This is a genomic window from Arthrobacter sp. TE26545 (assembly GCF_056279005.1).
The window spans coordinates 2,411,278-2,427,226 of sequence record NZ_JBWBQM010000001.1; the positions used below are offsets into that span (position 1 = coordinate 2,411,278).

At 67.3% G+C, this 15,949-nt stretch carries 13 protein-coding genes; 8 read left to right on the plus strand and 5 right to left on the minus strand.

The features are described from left to right. Positions 1 to 52 precede the first annotated feature (52 nt). The 5 genes from ACZ9CK_RS10825 to ACZ9CK_RS10845 all read left to right on the plus strand — a co-directional run bounded on the left by ACZ9CK_RS10825 (position 53) and on the right by ACZ9CK_RS10845 (position 8,398). The gene (locus tag ACZ9CK_RS10825) at positions 53 to 1,723 is read left to right on the plus strand and encodes an ABC transporter substrate-binding protein (RefSeq protein WP_476049948.1); all 1,671 of its coding nucleotides are present in this window, start codon (positions 53 to 55) and stop codon (positions 1,721 to 1,723) included. Positions 1,724 to 1,802: 79 nt separating this feature from the next. Continuing rightward, positions 1,803 to 3,308: a malate:quinone oxidoreductase gene (locus tag ACZ9CK_RS10830; RefSeq protein WP_476049949.1), complete on the plus strand. Its 1,506-nt coding sequence runs from the start codon at positions 1,803 to 1,805 to the stop codon at positions 3,306 to 3,308. A 75-nt stretch (positions 3,309 to 3,383) separates the two neighbouring features. Continuing rightward, positions 3,384 to 6,599 carry an efflux RND transporter permease subunit gene (locus tag ACZ9CK_RS10835; protein WP_476049950.1) on the plus strand — a complete coding sequence of 1,072 codons (3,216 nt, stop codon included), beginning with the start codon at positions 3,384 to 3,386 and terminating at the stop codon, positions 6,597 to 6,599. Between the two features lie 135 nt (positions 6,600 to 6,734). Next, positions 6,735 to 7,880, plus strand: a complete 1,146-nt coding sequence (locus ACZ9CK_RS10840; RefSeq protein ID WP_426298331.1) for an LLM class flavin-dependent oxidoreductase — start codon at positions 6,735 to 6,737, stop codon at positions 7,878 to 7,880. Further along, positions 7,877 to 8,398, plus strand: a complete 522-nt coding sequence (locus ACZ9CK_RS10845) for a MarR family winged helix-turn-helix transcriptional regulator (protein ID WP_426298333.1) — start codon at positions 7,877 to 7,879, stop codon at positions 8,396 to 8,398. The genes ACZ9CK_RS10840 and ACZ9CK_RS10845 overlap by 4 nt, the downstream gene beginning before the upstream one ends. 33 nt (positions 8,399 to 8,431) lie before the next feature. Here ACZ9CK_RS10845 and ACZ9CK_RS10850 read toward each other — a convergent pair whose 3' ends face one another. Then, on the minus strand, positions 8,432 to 9,238 hold the full coding sequence (locus tag ACZ9CK_RS10850) for a transglutaminase-like domain-containing protein (protein ID WP_476049951.1): 807 nt from the start codon (positions 9,236 to 9,238) through the stop codon (positions 8,432 to 8,434). 72 nt (positions 9,239 to 9,310) lie between these two features. After that, positions 9,311 to 10,117 carry a hypothetical protein gene (locus ACZ9CK_RS10855; protein WP_476049952.1) on the minus strand — a complete coding sequence of 269 codons (807 nt, stop codon included), beginning with the start codon at positions 10,115 to 10,117 and terminating at the stop codon, positions 9,311 to 9,313. 24 nt (positions 10,118 to 10,141) lie between these two features. On the opposite strand from ACZ9CK_RS10855, the gene ACZ9CK_RS10860 reads away from it, so the two are divergent. The 3 genes from ACZ9CK_RS10860 (at position 10,142) to ACZ9CK_RS10870 (ending at position 12,051) form a co-directional block, all read left to right on the plus strand. Beyond that, a complete protein-coding gene (locus tag ACZ9CK_RS10860) occupies positions 10,142 to 10,816 on the plus strand; it encodes a DUF1684 domain-containing protein (protein WP_476049954.1) in 675 nt (224 codons plus the stop codon). Positions 10,817 to 10,885: 69 nt separating this feature from the next. Next, positions 10,886 to 11,503 (plus strand): DM13 domain-containing protein, encoded by a 618-nt coding sequence (locus tag ACZ9CK_RS10865; protein WP_476049955.1) that lies wholly within the window; start codon positions 10,886 to 10,888, stop codon positions 11,501 to 11,503. Between the two features lie 59 nt (positions 11,504 to 11,562). Continuing rightward, positions 11,563 to 12,051: a GtrA family protein gene (locus ACZ9CK_RS10870; RefSeq protein ID WP_426298343.1), complete on the plus strand. Its 489-nt coding sequence runs from the start codon at positions 11,563 to 11,565 to the stop codon at positions 12,049 to 12,051. A 20-nt stretch (positions 12,052 to 12,071) separates the two neighbouring features. Here ACZ9CK_RS10870 and ACZ9CK_RS10875 read toward each other — a convergent pair whose 3' ends face one another. From ACZ9CK_RS10875 to ACZ9CK_RS10885, 3 genes are read right to left on the minus strand one after another with little or no spacing between them, the layout of a single operon-like run. Continuing rightward, positions 12,072 to 13,229 carry a cysteine desulfurase family protein gene (locus tag ACZ9CK_RS10875; protein ID WP_476049956.1) on the minus strand — a complete coding sequence of 386 codons (1,158 nt, stop codon included), beginning with the start codon at positions 13,227 to 13,229 and terminating at the stop codon, positions 12,072 to 12,074. 18 nt (positions 13,230 to 13,247) lie between these two features. Continuing rightward, positions 13,248 to 14,132 (minus strand): carboxylating nicotinate-nucleotide diphosphorylase, encoded by an 885-nt coding sequence (gene nadC, locus ACZ9CK_RS10880; protein ID WP_476049957.1) that lies wholly within the window; start codon positions 14,130 to 14,132, stop codon positions 13,248 to 13,250. Continuing rightward, positions 14,125 to 15,921: an L-aspartate oxidase gene (locus ACZ9CK_RS10885; RefSeq protein WP_476049958.1), complete on the minus strand. Its 1,797-nt coding sequence runs from the start codon at positions 15,919 to 15,921 to the stop codon at positions 14,125 to 14,127. The genes nadC and ACZ9CK_RS10885 overlap by 8 nt, the downstream gene beginning before the upstream one ends. Positions 15,922 to 15,949: the final 28 nt, after the last annotated feature.

The window sequence follows — 15,949 nt, forward strand, 5'->3', positions numbered from 1 at the left end:
CTCTTACCCGGGGTCCAGCCGTGTTCCGTCCGACTGCCTTGAGGGGACAAGAGTGGCAAGCAGCAAACGACGCCGGATGAAACTGCAGATCGGCGCGGCCTTTCTTGCCCTGGCCCTGAGCTCCTGTACCGGAGTGCCATCTCCCTCGCCGTCCGCCGGAACGACGTCCACGGACAAGCCGGCCGTGCCGGACCAGACCTTCAACTTCGGCACTCCGGCCATGCCCCTCGGGCTCGATCCGGCCCTGAGCAACGATTCCGAGTCCTACCGCGTCACCCGCCAGGTCATGGAAGGCCTGCTAGGCGTTGACCCGTCCACCGGCCAGACAATTCCCCTGCTCGCCACGGAATGGTCCGAGGGTGAAGACGGACTCAGCTACGACTTCAAGCTCCGGGACAAAGTCACCTTCCACGACGGCACGCCGTTCAATGCTGCCGCCGTTTGCAGCAACTTCAACCGCTGGTACACCCTCACCCCCGCGGTCCGGAACCAGGCACCGGGAATCATGTTCAAGAGCGTCTTCAAGTCGTTTTCGGACAACGCCTCGCTCTCCATCTTCAAGAGCTGCAGCGCCCCGAGCGCCAAGGAAGTGAAGATCAGCCTCACCCGGCCCTTCACGGGTTTTCTGCAGGCCCTCACGCTGCCGGCGTTCGCCATCTCCTCCCCCACGGCGCTGGACAAGCAAAAGGCCAACCTCCTGGACCGCAAGCTGGATGGCCAGGCGGTGTCCGCATACGCCTCGCATCCAGTCGGCACCGGTCCGTTCGTCCTTTCCGCGTGGACCAAGGACAAGATCACGCTCAAGAGCTATGACGGATACTGGGGCGACCGGGGTCAGATCGCCACGCTCAACTTCATTCCCTTCGACCACCCGCAGGGCCGGCTCGACGCGCTGCTGAGCGGAAAGATCGATGGCTACGACCTGGTCACCGCCGGCACCTTCGATTCCCTGGTCAAGCACGGCATGCAGATCGTGCAGCGGGATCCCTTCTCGGTGATGTACCTGGGCATCAACCAGGCCGTGGTGCCGCTGCAGAAGCTCGAGGTCCGCCAGGCAATCGAGTACGCCATCGATAAGGAAAGCCTGATCCGGAAGTTCTTCATGGACAATACGGCCCAGGCATCCCAGTTCGTTCCGCCCAAGCTCAGCGGCTTCAACAACAACGCGCCGGCGCTGGGCTACGATCCGGCCAAGGCCAAGCAGCTGCTGGCCAAGGCCGGGTACAAGGGCGAACCGCTCAAGTTCTACTACCCGCTCAACGTCACCCGAAGCTACCTGCCCACCCCCGAAAAGATCTACGCGGAAATCAGCCGGCAGCTGACCGCCGTCGGCTTCAACATCAAGCCGGTGCCGGTGGACTGGGAGGACGGCTACCTGGCCAAGGTCCAGTCATCGGGCGATCACGCCCTGCACCTGCTGGGCTGGAACGGCGTCTATTCGGACCCGGACAACTTCGTCGGCACGCTTTTCGGTGAGCGCCGGGGCGAATTCGGCTACAACGACGTCCAGGTCTTCTCCAAGATCGACCGTGCGCGGGGCATGCCCGAAGGTCCCGAACGAAACGCCCAGTACGAAACCATCAACGCCCAGATCGCGGCGACCGTCCCGGCAGTGCCGATCGCCTTCCCGATCTCCGCCCTGGCGCTGTCCGACCGGGTGGAAAAGTACCCTGCTTCGCCGGTCTTGAACGAAGTTTTCACGAACGTCCGCCTAAAGTCTTGACGGCCCCCCGCAATTTCAGTTATGGGGCAGCGCAGGGATATTCTGTGACAGCCAATGCCGCTGCTATCGGAGATTGACTGTGACTTTCATTTCCAAGACCAAACACGCCGACGTCGTCCTTATTGGCGGCGGAATCATGAGCGCAACGCTCGGGGCGTTCATCAAGCAGCTCGAACCCGACTGGAGCATCGCCCTCTTCGAACGCCTGGACGAAGCCGGCCTTGAAAGCTCCGGACCTTGGAACAACGCAGGTACCGGCCACGCGGCTCTCTGCGAACTGAACTACTCCCCTGCAGCCAAAGACGGCTCCGTGGATCCTTCCAAGGCGCTGCACATCAACGAACAGTTCCAGCTATCCCGCCAGTTCTGGTCCCACCTGGTCGACAACAACCTGATCGGTTCCCCCAAGGGCTTCATCAACACCGTTCCGCACATGAGCTTCGTCATCGGCGACAAGCACGCGGACTTCCTCAAGGCCCGCTACGAGGCCCTCAAGCCCAACACCCTCTTCCGCAGCATGGAGTACACGGAGGACCAGGCCCAGATCGCAAAGTGGGCTCCCCTGATCGTCAAGGGCCGCAACCCCAAGCAGCGCGTCGCCGCCACCCGCGCAGCCGAAGGCACCGACGTCGACTTCGGCGCGCTGACCCGCGAGCTGACCGCCTACCTTGCCAAGAGCGGGGTGGAGGTCAACTTCGGCCACGAAGTCAGCAACATTTCCAAGGCCTCCGACGGCGGCTGGGACCTTTCGCTCAAGTACCCGGCGTCCGGGGAACGCAGCCGCATCCACGCCAAGTTCGTGTTTGTCGGCGCCGGCGGCGGTGCGCTGCACCTATTGCAGGCCTCGGGCATTCCGGAGAGCAAGGGCTACGGCGGTTTCCCCGTGTCGGGCCAGTTCTTCCGCTGCACCGACGAGGAGACCGCGCGCCAGCACAGCGCCAAGGTGTACGGCCAGGCCTCCGTGGGCGCGCCGCCGATGTCCGTGCCGCACCTGGACACCCGCTACGTTGACGGCAAGCGTTCGCTGCTTTTCGGCCCGTACGCGGGTTTCTCCACGAACTTCCTCAAGACCAGCAGCTACCTGGACCTGCCGTTGTCCATCCGCCCCGGCAACATCATTCCGATGCTCGCGGTGGCCAAGGACAACATGGACCTGACGGCGTACCTCATCAAGGAAGTGGCCAAGCGCCACGACGCGAAGGTCGAGTCCCTGCGCGAGTACTACCCCGAAGCCGACGGTTCCAAGTGGGAGCTGATCACGGCCGGCCAGCGCGTGCAGATCATCAAGAAGGACCCGCAGAAGGGCGGCATCCTGCAGTTCGGTACCGAGGTCATCGCCGCCCGCGACGGCTCCATCGGCGCGCTGCTCGGCGCTTCCCCGGGAGCCTCCACTGCGGTGCCGATCATGATCGAGCTGCTGCAGAAGACCTTCCCGAAGAACTTCAAGGGCTGGCAGTCCAAGCTCAAGGACATGATGCCCGGCTACGGGGTCAAGCTCAACGACAACCCGGAGCTCGCCGCCGAACTCGAGGCAAGCACCGCCCGGTCCCTGCAGCTCGAAAACGCCGACGCCACGCAGCGGTAGACGCAGGCATCCTGTCCGGGGCTGCGGCGGCCGCGCCCAAACGCTGTACAACCGTAGATCCCAGGAGAGGATGCAATGTTCGCTCTGGCAAGGCTTTCACTGGCGAACAGGGCATTGATTGCGCTGATCACCGTCTTCGCGGCGGTGTTCGGCGTGATCACCATGTCCTCCCTGAAACAGGAGCTCATACCTTCCATCGAGTTCCCGCAGATCACGGTCATCACGTCCATGCCAGGGGCGTCTCCGGAGGTCGTGGACAAGCAACTGGGCCGGCCCCTGGAAACGGCGCTCAACAGCGTCGAGGGGCTTGAGTCGAGCACCTCCACGTCCCGCAGCGGAGTTTCCCAGATCACCCTGGTGTTCAACTACGGCTCAAACCTGGATCGTGCCCGAAACCAGATCGACCGGGCCATCTCCAATGCCCGCCGCACGCTGCCGGCGGATGTGGAGCCACGCTCCTTCGCCGGCAGCGTGAGCGATTTCCCGATCATCTTCCTCGCGGTCTCCTCGGACAAGCCGCTCAGCGAACTGAATGCCGACCTCCTGCGGCTCAGCGTCCCGCGGCTGCAGAAGATCGACGGCGTGCGCAGCGCCGAAGTCAGCGGCGGCGCAACCCAGCACATCCTGATCAAACCGAACCCCGCGGCCATGGCTGCCGGCGGCGCCACCATCCGCTCCCTTGCCGACGCGCTGAAGAACAACGGCGCGCTGGTCCCGGCCGGCACGGTCGAGGAACAGGGCAAGTCCCTGTCCCTGCAGATCGGCAGCCCGGTTGACTCGCTGGACACAATCAAAGGGCTCCCCGTGGGCGGCGCCAAGGCGGGCACCACGATCGGCAGCGTGGCCGAGGTCATTATCAAGGACGACACCGTCACCTCGATCACCAGGACCAACGGCAAAGAAACGCTCGCGCTGACTGTCACCAAGAAGCCCGACGGCGACACCGTGGCGATTTCGCACGCCGTCAAGGATTCGCTGGGCCAGATGAGCGCGGAACTGGGTTCCAACGCCCGCTTCACCCCCGCGTTCGACCAGGCACCGTACATCGAAAAATCCATCAAGGACCTCACCACGGAGGGCCTGCTGGGGCTCGGCTTCGCGGTGCTGGTCATCCTGGTGTTCCTGTTGTCCGTACGCTCCACCCTGGTCACCGCGGTGTCGATCCCGCTGTCCCTGCTGATCACTTTCATCGGGATCTCGGCCACCCGGTATTCGCTGAACATCCTCACCCTGGGCGCACTCACCATTGCGATCGGCCGTGTGGTGGACGACTCGATCGTGGTGATCGAGAACATCAAGCGCCACCTGAGCTATGGCGAACACAAGCTCACCGCCATCCTGAACTCCATCCGGGAGGTGGCCGGCGCCATCACTGCGTCCACCCTGACGACGGTGGCAGTCTTCCTCCCCATCGCCTTCGTGGGGGACCTTGCCGGGGAACTGTTCCGCCCCTTCGCCCTCACCGTCACGATCGCCCTGCTCGCCTCCCTCCTGGTGGCCCTGACCATCGTCCCGGTGCTGGCGTACTGGTTCCTCAAGTCCCCGGCGGTCAGCAGTGACGCCGAGGCGGCGAAGGAAACAGCGGCGAAAGCACACGAAGCAGAGCAGCGTACCCGCCTGCAGCGCGGTTACCTGCCGATCCTGTCCGCCACCCAGAAGCATCCCGTGCTGACCATCGTGGCAGCAGTGTTGGTGCTGGGCGGTACTGCCGCCATGACCCCCCTGCTGGCAACCGACCTGCTGGGCCGCTCCGGCGAAAACAGCATGACCGTCCGGCAGGTCCTGCCGGCAGGCACCAGCCTCGCCGACACCGCGGAAGCCGCCGCCAAGGTGGAGAAACTGCTGGACGGCATCGACGGGATCAAGGACGTCCAGGTGACTTCCGGCAATGCCCAGAACGGGCTCGCCGCACTCACCTCCGGCGGCGCGTCGACCTCTACCTTCACCGTGGTCACGGCGGAGGACGCAGCCCAGGAGAAACTGCAGGACACCGTCCGCAGGAAGCTTGCCGACGGCGGCGCCGCGGGCAAAGTCACCGTCGGCGCCCGGCAGGGCGGCTTCGGCACGTCCTCCACCGTGGACGTGACGATCAATGCGGCCACTCCGCAGGACCTGCAGACAGCCAGCGATGCTGTCTTCAAGGCCCTCGACGGCGTCCCGGGCAGCTCCGAGACCGCCACCAACCTCGTCCCGGGCCAGCCGGTGGTCCAGGTGAAAGTGGACCGGGCCAAGGCCACGGCGGCCGGCCTCAACGAGGAGCAGGTAGCCGGGGTGCTTGCCGCCACGGTTTCACCGGTTCCGGCCGGCACGGTGCGCATCGACACCAACGACTTCCCGGTCCAGATCGGTGAAGGCACCCGCTTCACCAGCATCGCGGCGGTCCGGGGCATCGTGCTTCCGACGCCTACGGGCCCGGTCAAGCTGGACAGCGTCGCCAGTGTGGAGCAAGTGGATGTTCCGCTCTCCGTGACCAGCAGCAACGGCCAGCGGACCGCCAAGGTGACCGTGACGCCGTCGGGCTCCAACCTGGGCGCGCTGAGCAGCGCCGTGCAGGAACGGCTGGACGCCGTGCAGCTCCCGCCAGGCGTGACCGCGGTGATCGGCGGCGCCACCACCCAGCAGGCGGAGTCCTTCCGGCAGCTCGGCCTGGCGTTGCTCGCCGCCATCGCGATCGTCTACGTGATCATGGTCGCCGCCTTCAAGTCGCTCATCCAGCCGCTCATCCTGCTGGTGTCGGTGCCGTTCGCCGCAACAGGCGCGATCGGCCTGCTCCTGCTGACCGGCGTTCCCCTTGGCCTGCCGGCCCTGATCGGCCTGCTGATGCTGGTGGGCATCGTGGTGACCAACGCGATCGTGCTGATCGACCTCATCAACCAATACCGCAGCCCGCGCGACGGGCGGGCCGGGATGAGCGTCGACGACGCCATCACCCACGGCGCCCGGCAGCGACTCCGGCCGATCCTTATGACCGCCCTCGCCACCGTATTTGCGCTGACGCCGATGGCGCTCGGCTTCACCGGAAGCGGCGGCTTCATCTCGCGGCCTCTGGCCATCGTGGTGATCGGCGGCCTGGTGTCATCCACGCTGCTGACCCTGGTGCTGGTCCCGGTCCTCTACAAGCTGGTGGAAGGACGCCGGGAGAAGAAGGCCCTGCTGAAGGCACTCAAGGAGCGCCCCGCCGTCGTGGACAATCCGCCCGGCAACGGCGGCAGCGGGGAATTCCTGGACTGGACCACCGGAATGGTCCCGAAAGTCTCCGGCCGGCGCGCCGCCCCGGGCTCCCCCGACTGAGCCGGACCATCCAGGCGGTGCCCGGGAATAATCCACGGGCACAGGCGTTACACAGGGCGATAGATGCAAATGCATCTAGTTTCGGATACACTGTCGGTAACGCCCGCGCACCCGCGGACAGGAAGAAGGCACATCATGGAGATCGGCGTATTCAGCGTCAGCGACATCACCACTGACCCGACCACGGGCCGCACCCCCACGGAGAACGAGCGGATCAAGGCGTCCGTGGCCATCGCCAAGAAGGCCGAAGAGATCGGCATGGATGTGTACGCCATCGGCGAGCACCACAACCGGCCCTTCTTCTCCTCCTCCCCCACCACCACGCTGGCCTACATCGCCGCTCAGACCGAGCGCATCACCCTCTCCACCTCCACGACCCTGATCACCACGAACGATCCCGTGAAGATCGCCGAAGACTTCGCCATGCTTCAGCACCTGGCCGACGGCCGCGTGGATCTCATTATGGGCCGAGGCAACACCGCGCCGGTTTACCCGTGGTTCGGCAAGAACATCCAGGACGGCATCGAGCTCGCGATCGAAAACTACGCCCTGCTGCGCCGCCTGTGGGACGAAGACACCGTGAACTGGAACGGCAAGTTCCGCACCCCGCTGCAGAACTTCACCTCCACTCCGCGCCCGCTCGACGACGTCCCGCCGTTCGTCTGGCACGGTTCCATCCGGAGCCCGCAGATCGCCGAGCTGGCTGCGTACTACGGCGACGGCTTCTTCGCCAACAACATCTTCTGGCCGAAGGAGCACTACCAGCAGCTGATCGGTCTTTACCGTGAGCGTTACGAGCACTACGGCCACGGCAAGGCAGACCAGGCGATCGTGGGCCTCGGCGGCCAGTTCTTCATGCGCAAGAACTCCCAGGACGCCGTCAAGGAGTTCCGTCCGTACTTCGACAACGCCCCGGTGTACGGCCACGGCCCGTCCCTGGAAGACTTCACCTCGCAGACCCCGCTGACGGTGGGCAGCCCGCAGGAAGTCATCGAGAAGACACTCACCTTCCGCGAGTTCTTCGGCGACTACCAGCGCCAGCTCTTCCTGGTGGACCACGCGGGCCTGCCGCTTAAGACGGTCCTGGAGCAGCTGGACCTGTTCGGCGAGGAAGTCCTTCCGGTGCTCCGCAAGGAGTACGCCGCCCTCAAGCCGGCCCATGTCCCGGACGCCCCGACCCACGCCTCACGGGTCGCCGCAAGGCTGGCCGAAGCCGCCGTCCAGGAAGGCGCCGGGCAGGAGGATGCCGCCGTCGTGAACAGCGCAGGAGCCAAGGAATGAGCAGCCCTGCTCCGGCCGGGAAAATCCCGGCCGGAGCAACCCCTTCAGGGAGTGCGCAGCCCGGGAGCACCACGTCCGGCAAGGACGTGCGCCTGGCCGCCGAAACCTGGGAGTCGTTGTTCCGTTCCCAGGTGGCGGTGATGCGCCGCCTGCAGTCCGGGCCGGCGTTCAAGAAGCTGCCCGTCAAGGAGTACGACGTCCTGTTCACGCTCTCCCGCTGCCCCACCGGAAAGCTGCGCCTGAACGAGATCAACGACCACGTGCTGCTCAGCCAGTCGAGCCTGAGCCGCCTGGTGGACCGGCTGGAGAAACGCGGACTCGTGGAGCGCAGCATCGCGCCCGAGGACGGCCGCGGCATCCTGCTGGGACTCACCGACGCCGGGCTGGAGCTGCAGAAGGAGATCGGGCGCGAGCACGTGCGCGACATCGCCGAACTGCTGCTTCCGGCGCTGACCACGGCGGAACAGCAGGAGCTGATGCGGCTGACCGAGAAGCTGCGCTCCGGCCTTCCGGGATAACCGGGCTGCCGCCGTCGGGAAGGGACCTCCCGCTTAGCCGAGGACGACGGCGGTGGCCGGGTCTTCGGCGGGAAGCTCGCCGGAGATTTCGGCCGTGACCTTGAGGGTCTTCAGGGAGAGGCTGCCCCCGACGGTGGAGAGGAACGCGGTGTCCGAGGAGTCGCGTCCGGCAGTGATCCGAAGCATCGCCTCACGGGGAGCCAGCCCCGTGGGGTCGATGACATACCAGCTGCCGTCGAGGTACGCCTCGGCCACGGCATGGAAATCCATCGGGCTTAGCCCGGGGGCATACACAGCCGACAGCCTGGCGGGAATGTCCTTGGAACGCAGCAGGGCGATCGCCAGGTGGGCAAAGTCGCGGCACACGCCGCGGCGGTGCAGCAACGTCTCCACGGCGCCGTCGGTACCGCGGGAGGAACCGCTGACGTAGCGCAGCTCGCTGTTGACCCAATCCCGGACCGCCTGCAGGAGTTCGCGGCCGTGCAGTCCGCCGAACTCGGCGTAGGACGTCGGCAGGAGGCGGTCCGATTCGGCGTAGCGGCTGGGCCGGACGTAGCGGATGAGTTCCATCTTCGATGACTCGTCCGGAACGCCGCGGCCGGTCACCGCGGCCTGGTACTCGACCTCCACCTCGCTGGGTTCGGCGAACTCCATGTAGTGGAAGCGGCCGCCGTGGTGGTCCTGCAGTTCCGTGTACGGCACGGCCTCGCCACCCGAGGTGATGCTCAGCGTTTCGGTCATCGACGCGAAGCCCGGATTGCGGGCGACGGCGACGGCCATTGCCACCTTGGTATTGGCGACAGTCTTGAAAACGAGCCGGGCAGCAACGTTGCGTTCCATGGATCTCCGGAATGTCTCGCGGCGGAACAGCCCCCAGTGTCGCCGATGGTCGTGGAAGGCCGACTCCGCTTTCTACGGGTTGACCTTCAGAGACAGTAGCATCCGTTGGACGTTTGCGAAGTCCGCACTCTTTTCCACGTATTTCGCGGCCTGGCCCAGGGTGTCGAAGGACTTGGCGGGGGCCACCTTTTCGTCGGGGGCGAAGGCGCGGACGGCCGGGAGGTCCCCGAAATAGGTATCGCCCTTGCCGGCCGGGCCCTGCACCAGGTTGCGCAGCTGGCAGGCCTTGCCGTCCGTGCCTGCCACCAGGTTGGTGATGCCGTAGGAGCCGAAGAACTTGTAGCCCTGGATCACCCGGAACACCACGCGCGGCGAAATGGTCGCATCCGTATCCGCATGCGGCAGGTCCACCGGGACGCTGCTGAGCACCACGTAGCTGCGCCTTGCCTTCGGGCTGCAGTCGGGGGCCTTTGGGGACTGGAGGCCGGTGTGCAGGGTGGCGACGTACTCCCCTTCGCCGTCCTTGACCTCCACCTTCAGCGCCCCGGGCAGGGATCCGGCGTCGGGAGTGACCGACTGCGCGATCCACTCCTCCGGGAGCTCGAAGCTGACCTTCTGTCCGGCGTCGCTGTACTTCTTCCAGCGGGCGGCTGTGGGCGCCGCCCCGGGCGTGGCGCCGGAGGTTCCCGACGCCGCCGGGCTGCCCGACGCCGTCCCCCCGGTCGGCGCGGCGGACCCGGTCGCGGAAGCGCCCGCGCTTCCCGAACCCGCCGTCCACACCGGCCCGCCCTTGCCTTCCTCGCTGCAAGCGACCAGCCCCCCTGTGAGCAGGATGGCTGCCAGGACAAGACTTCCGTTCGCTACGCGGTTCCCGTTCATAGCCGCAAGCCTAGTATGGGTGGCATGGACGAGGAGTTGCGTGACGGCGGCACCTGGGACGTGGCGGAGATGTCTGCGATGGACATCGCGGACTGGCGGCTGCGGACCTTCACCCTCTACGACGAGGTCCGCCGGCTCGCACGCGACGACCCCTTCCAGGCCCATGTGCACTGGCGCCGGACCCGCGACCACATGTTCGGCACCCACCCGGCATCGGCTCTGACGACCGCTGCGAAACGTAACTTCACGGGCCTGGACACCGCGGGATACGATCCCGCCTTCCGCTTCCACACCCGGCTCTCCCCCACGGGCGCCGGGCAGGAAATGACGGTCCGGACAGGGACCGACGGCGATGTGCCGTTCCAGCGGATCGGCACCTTCGAGCTGCCCAGGCTGGGCTCCCTTGCGGTATGGCGCCTGCGCAGCTACGGCGGCGGGATCTTCGTACCGTTCCGGGATGCCACCTCGGGCAGGGAGGGCGGAAGCTACGGCGCCGGACGCTACCTGCTGGACACCATCAAGGGTGCGTTCCACGGGATCCGGGGCTCCGGTCCGGAGTTGGAGTTCGTCCTGGACTTCAACTTCGCCTACAACCCGTCCTGCGCCTACAACGAGGCCTGGGCGTGCCCGTTGGCCGGGCCGGACAACCACCTGGCCGCCGAAGTGCCGGTGGGCGAGCTCTACGTTCCGCAGCCATAGGCAGCCGGCTTAAGGGAACGGTAAGGATTCCGGACGGACAGCGCGCTGTGGGGCGCCTAGCCTTGAACCATGACAACCCCGGCCGATGAGAACTCCGCGGCAAAGCAGCCTGTCCGGATGTTCCTGGGCCGCCACAAGGCCCTTGCCGCTTCCGCCGCCGTGCTGCTGCTTGCCCTGTTCGTGTCCGGGGCCGCCCTCTTCCAGCCGTGGCGTCTGTTCACCAGCAGCACTGTTGACGAAGCCTTGCCGGGGACCGGGCAAACGCCTTCGCCCGGCGGCACGTTGGCCGTCCAGCAGCCAACCCCGGGCGACCCGGGATCGGCGGTCCGTTCTCCCGTGCCGGTTCTCCCGCGCGTCATCGCGGAGGGCGCCTTCGTCTCACAGGAACACTCCACCTCGGGAATGGCCAGCCTGGTGAAACTCCCCGACGGCAGGTTGGTGCTCCGCCTGGAAAACCTGGCCAGCAGCGACGGCCCGGACGTCAAGGTCTGGCTCAGCGACCAGGAAGCCGGCGGGGACTGGTTCAAGTACCGCTCGGGCAAATGGCTGGATCTCGGCCCGGTGAAGGCAACCCATGGCAACCAGAACTACTCCATCCCCGCGGGTGCAGACATCTCGGGATTGGATACGGTGGTCCTGTGGTGCGACCGCTTCAGCGTGGCATTCGGCTCGGCCGCCTTGGGCTGAACGATCCCGCCGCGGCAGGCCTTTCGCCCGGGCGCCGGCGCGTGTGCAACGCTTAAGCAATGGACTCTGCCGCACCGTCACGGGAAACGCTGCGGCAATCCCCTCCGGAAACCCGCCCGAGCCACCGCCACAAAGGCCTGCTCCGCTATCCGGTGCTGCGGCAACTGGTCCGCTTCACCGGCGTCGGAATCATCTGCACCGCCAGCTCGCTGGCCCTGTACGCGCTGCTCCGGCCGGCGCTCGGGCCGCAGTTCGCGAATGCGGCCGCCCTGATCGTCACCTCGGTCATGAACACGGCGCTGAACCGGCGCCTGACCTTCAAGATCACCGGCAGCCGCAAGCGCCTCCAGGACCATCTCAACGGCCTGATCGTCATCGCCGTCGCGCTCCTCATCACCGGCGGAAGCCTGGGCGTGCTGCACGCCTTCAGGCCCGAAGCGAGCGTCACGGAGGAGCTCTGGACCACCACCCTGTCCGGCTTCCTCGCCACGGCGGTCCGCTTCACCATGCTGCGGCACTGGATCTTCCGCCGGGCGCGGCACGCCTGAGCCGCCAAAGGCAGTTGCGTCTAGCGGCGGCCGATCCCCATCACGCTGCCGACGGCGTCACCCACCGCAGCCGCGGCCTGCCCGAGTTCCGCCTCGGTCACCGCTGAGGTGAAGCTGAAGCGCACGGCCGTCTGCGCGAGTTCCGCGTCGAGGCCGAGGGCCAGCAGCACCGGCGAGGGCGCGTCCGAGCCGGCCGCGCAGGCGGAACCGCTGGAGCAGACCACTCCGCGGCGCTCGAGTTCCAGCAGCACGGACTCCCCGCTGGTCCCGGGGAAGCAGAAGGACGCCACGGAAGGCAGCCGCTGTTCGGGATGGCCGGTCAGCACGGCCCCGGGCACGGCTTCCATGACGGCCCGGATGAAGGCATCACGCAATTCCGTCACCCGCGCGGACAGGCGCGGCTGTTCTTCCGCCGCCAGGGTCAGTGCGGTTGCGAATGCTACGGCTCCGGCCACGTTTTCCGTCCCGGAACGCCGTCCGCGTTCCTGGCCGCCTCCGTGGACCAGGGGCTCCATCCGGAGCCGGCCCTTCGCAAAGAGCACGCCCGATCCCTTGGGTGCGCCGAGCTTGTGCCCGGACAGACTGAGCGCATCTACGCCGAGTTCCTTGACGCCGATGGGCAGCCAGCCGGCGGCCTGCACCGCGTCGCTGTGGAAGGGAATGCCCCGTCCGGCAGCGAGCGCGGCCAGTTCCGGGATGGGCTGCACCGTGCCCACCTCGTTGTTGGCGTACATGATGCTGGCGAGCGCAGTCTCCGGGCGCAGGGCTGCGGCGAAGGCGTCCGGGGTGACCAGGCCGTGCCGGTCCACCGGAACAACATCGACCGTGAAACCGTGCACCCGCCGCAGGTAGTCCGCGGATTCCTCGACGGCGGGATGTTCAATCGCGCTGACCGCCACCCTGTCCAGGGACGGATCGCCGGCCCGGCGTGCCAGGGCGATACCCTTGAGCGCCAGGTTGTCCGCCTCGGTACCGCCCGAGCTGAAAGTGACCTCCCCGGGCCGGCAGCCCAGCACTTGCGCGACGGCGGCCCGCGCCCCTGCGAGCGCGTCTGCCGCAGCCTCGCCGAGGCTGTGGTGGCTGGACGGATTGCCGAACTCGCCGCTCAGGTAAGGCCACATCGCTTCCAACACCTCCCGGCGGACGGGCGTGGTGGCCGCTGCGTCGAGGAAGATCATCGCTTCAACACCCGCGTCCTAGGAAACTTCCACCGGAACGTCCAGCGTGACGTCCAGCCCGAGGTCCAGGGCGGCCACGGTGTGGGTCAGCCCGCCGATGGAAATGACATCCACCCCTGTGGCCGCGATGTCCGCCACCGTGGCCCGGTTGACGTTGCCGCTGGCCTCCACGATCGCCCGGCCAGCGACCTGCAGCACGCCGGCGCGCAATCCTTCCAGGCTGAAGTTGTCCAGCATGATCGTGTCCACGCCCGCGGCCAGCACCGGTTCGATCTGCTCGGCACTGTCCACTTCGACCTCGAAATGGGTGGTGTGGCCCAGCTGTGCCTTCGCCGTAGCGAGCAGGGCGGTAAGCTTGCCGGCGTCGCCGCCGGTCATAACGGCCAGGTGGTTGTCCTTGGCCAGCACGGCGTCGGACAGGCTGTAGCGGTGGTTCGCTCCGCCGCCGCAGCGCACGGCATAGCGTTCCAGGACCCGCAGCCCGGGGGTGGTCTTCCGGGTGTCGGTAATGCGGGCCTTGGTGCCTTCGACCAGGCGCACGAACTCCGCGGTCTTCGTGGCGATCGCGCTCATGCGCTGCACCAGGTTCAGGCCCACGCGCTCGGCGAGCAGCACGGAACGGGCTCGGCCGGTGACCCGGGCGAGGTGCGTTCCGGCGTCGAACTCTGCTCCGTCCTGCACCAGCAGCTCAACCTCGGTGTCCGGGTCGATCAGGAGCATGGCGTCGCGGAAGACTGTGCCGCCGCTGAAGATGCCGGGCACGCGGGCGTTCAGCACGGCGGTGGCGCGGGCCTCGGCCGGGATGAGCAGCTGCGAGGTGATGTCCCCGTTGGGCGCGTCCTCGGCGAAGGCACGCTCGAGGATGTCGCGCACGGCGGCTGCGGGGAGGGACAGGCTAGTCAAGGATCAGGCTCGCTTTCCGGCTCATGGTGTAACGCTTGTCAAAATCGTCGACGGCGGCGGCTTCCTGCCGCGAATCGTTGCGGTAGTGGGCACCCAGGGAGGTCCGACGTTCCCGGGCGGCGTGTACCAGCAGCTGCGCGGCCAGCAGGAGGTTGGCGTCCTCGTGCTCCCGTGGATCCAAGGAATCCGGAACAGTTTCCGGGTCCACATCTTCCGCCCAGGAGCTGAGGGCTGCACCGGCCTCGCGGAGCAGCACGCCCTCGCGGAGCACCCCGGACTTGGCGGTCATCAGCTGACGCAGGGCGCCCCGCGAGAAAGCGCCGGCTTCGGCGAACAAGGCTTCATAGGAACCCTTCCCGGGAAGAACCTCGAGCTGCCACGGGGTCACCTCGCGCGGTTCGGGAGAGCCCGAAAGCGCCGTTGTTGCGTGAGGGTCCGCGCCGGCCGCCAAGCTTGGGAGGTGTTCGCCGGCGCGAGAGCTGAGCACAGGCGCCGAGGGACCTGTCGAATCGCCTCCAAGGAACCCCTCGACGGCACGCCGGCCGAAGACGAGGCCTTCGAGCAGCGAGTTGCTGGCGAGCCGGTTGGCCCCCTGGACGCCGGTGCACGCCACCTCGCCGGCGGCCAGCAAGCCGGGAACGGACGTGCGTCCGTCCAGGTCCGTGACCACGCCGCCCATCCAGTAGTGGGCCGCCGGTGCCACGGGGACCAGCTCGCGGGTCCAGTCGACGCCGGCCTCCCGGGTGCGGGCGGTGATCGTCGGGAAGCGCCTGGCCAGGAAGCCCGGCCCCTGCTGCTTCTCGATGACCCGCGCGTCCAGGAAGACGTGGCCGTTCGGCTCGCCGAGGGCGGCCAGGTGCAGGGCGATGCTGCGGGAGACGACATCGCGCGGCGCCAGTTCGGCGTCGGGGTGGTAGGCGGGCATGAAGCGGTCGCCGTGGGCGTCCACGAGTATGGCGCCCTCGCCGCGGACGGCTTCGGAGATGAGCAGCGGGTCGCTGCCCGCGCTTTCCCGGGCGTCGTCCGGCAGCACCATGCACGTCGGATGGAACTGGAAGAATTCGAGGTCAGCCACCGCAGCGCCCGCCCGCCACGCAAGGGCCAGGCCGTCCGCCGTGGCAACGGCGGGGTTGGTGGTCTTGGCGAACATCCGGCCCGCTCCCCCGGTGGCCAACAGCACGGCGTCGGCCTGGCAGCTGAGCTCCCGGCCGTCGTGGATGAAGTTCACGCCGGTGACGCGGCCTAGGCCCTGGGACAAGGAGGTCACGTGCGCGTGGCCGATCACCTGGATCCGTCCCGCGGCCTGGGCGTCCAGGACCGCGCGGATGAGTGCCCGGGCCACGCCGGCGCCGGTGGCGTCCCCGCCGGCGTGCAGGATGCGCGGGGCCGAGTGGGCGGCCTCGATCCCCAAGGCAGGGTCGCCGTCGTCGTCCAGGTCGAAACGGACGCCGAACCGCTCCAGTCCGGCGATGTCCAGGCGGGCTTCGGTGCACAGCACCCGCACGGCTGCCTCATCGCAGTGCCCGCCGCCGGCCTTGAGGGTGTCGGCGATGTGCGCCGCGACCGTGTCCCCGGGTGCCGGTTCGTCCAGGACGGCGGAAATGCCGCCCTGGGCGAAGTAAGTGTTGCTGTCCGCGAGCGCCCCCTTGCTCAGCAGCACCACCTCGGCCCCGCCCTCGGCAGCGAGCAGCGCGGAGTACAACCCGGCGATGCCGCTTCCGACGACGATCAGCCGCTTGCGCCGCTGCCCTCCGGCAATGCGCCCTGCTGCAAGGCCATGTGCAGTCATGTCAGCCTCATTCCGCTTGCTTCATACG

What these genes read in the sequence shown, in the direction of transcription:
- ACZ9CK_RS10835 (WP_476049950.1), top strand. Translation starts at nt 3,384, where the DNA reads ATGTTCGCTCTGGCAAGGCTTTCACTGGCGAACAGGGCATTGATTGCG.
- ACZ9CK_RS10840 (WP_426298331.1), top strand. Translation starts at nt 6,735, where the DNA reads ATGGAGATCGGCGTATTCAGCGTCAGCGACATCACCACTGACCCGACC.
- ACZ9CK_RS10845 (WP_426298333.1), top strand. Translation starts at nt 7,877, where the DNA reads ATGAGCAGCCCTGCTCCGGCCGGGAAAATCCCGGCCGGAGCAACCCCT.
- ACZ9CK_RS10850 (WP_476049951.1), bottom strand. Translation starts at nt 9,238, where the DNA reads ATGGAACGCAACGTTGCTGCCCGGCTCGTTTTCAAGACTGTCGCCAAT.
- ACZ9CK_RS10855 (WP_476049952.1), bottom strand. Translation starts at nt 10,117, where the DNA reads ATGAACGGGAACCGCGTAGCGAACGGAAGTCTTGTCCTGGCAGCCATC.
- ACZ9CK_RS10860 (WP_476049954.1), top strand. Translation starts at nt 10,142, where the DNA reads ATGGACGAGGAGTTGCGTGACGGCGGCACCTGGGACGTGGCGGAGATG.
- ACZ9CK_RS10865 (WP_476049955.1), top strand. Translation starts at nt 10,886, where the DNA reads ATGACAACCCCGGCCGATGAGAACTCCGCGGCAAAGCAGCCTGTCCGG.
- ACZ9CK_RS10870 (WP_426298343.1), top strand. Translation starts at nt 11,563, where the DNA reads ATGGACTCTGCCGCACCGTCACGGGAAACGCTGCGGCAATCCCCTCCG.
- ACZ9CK_RS10875 (WP_476049956.1), bottom strand. Translation starts at nt 13,229, where the DNA reads ATGATCTTCCTCGACGCAGCGGCCACCACGCCCGTCCGCCGGGAGGTG.
- ACZ9CK_RS10885 (WP_476049958.1), bottom strand. Translation starts at nt 15,921, where the DNA reads ATGACTGCACATGGCCTTGCAGCAGGGCGCATTGCCGGAGGGCAGCGG.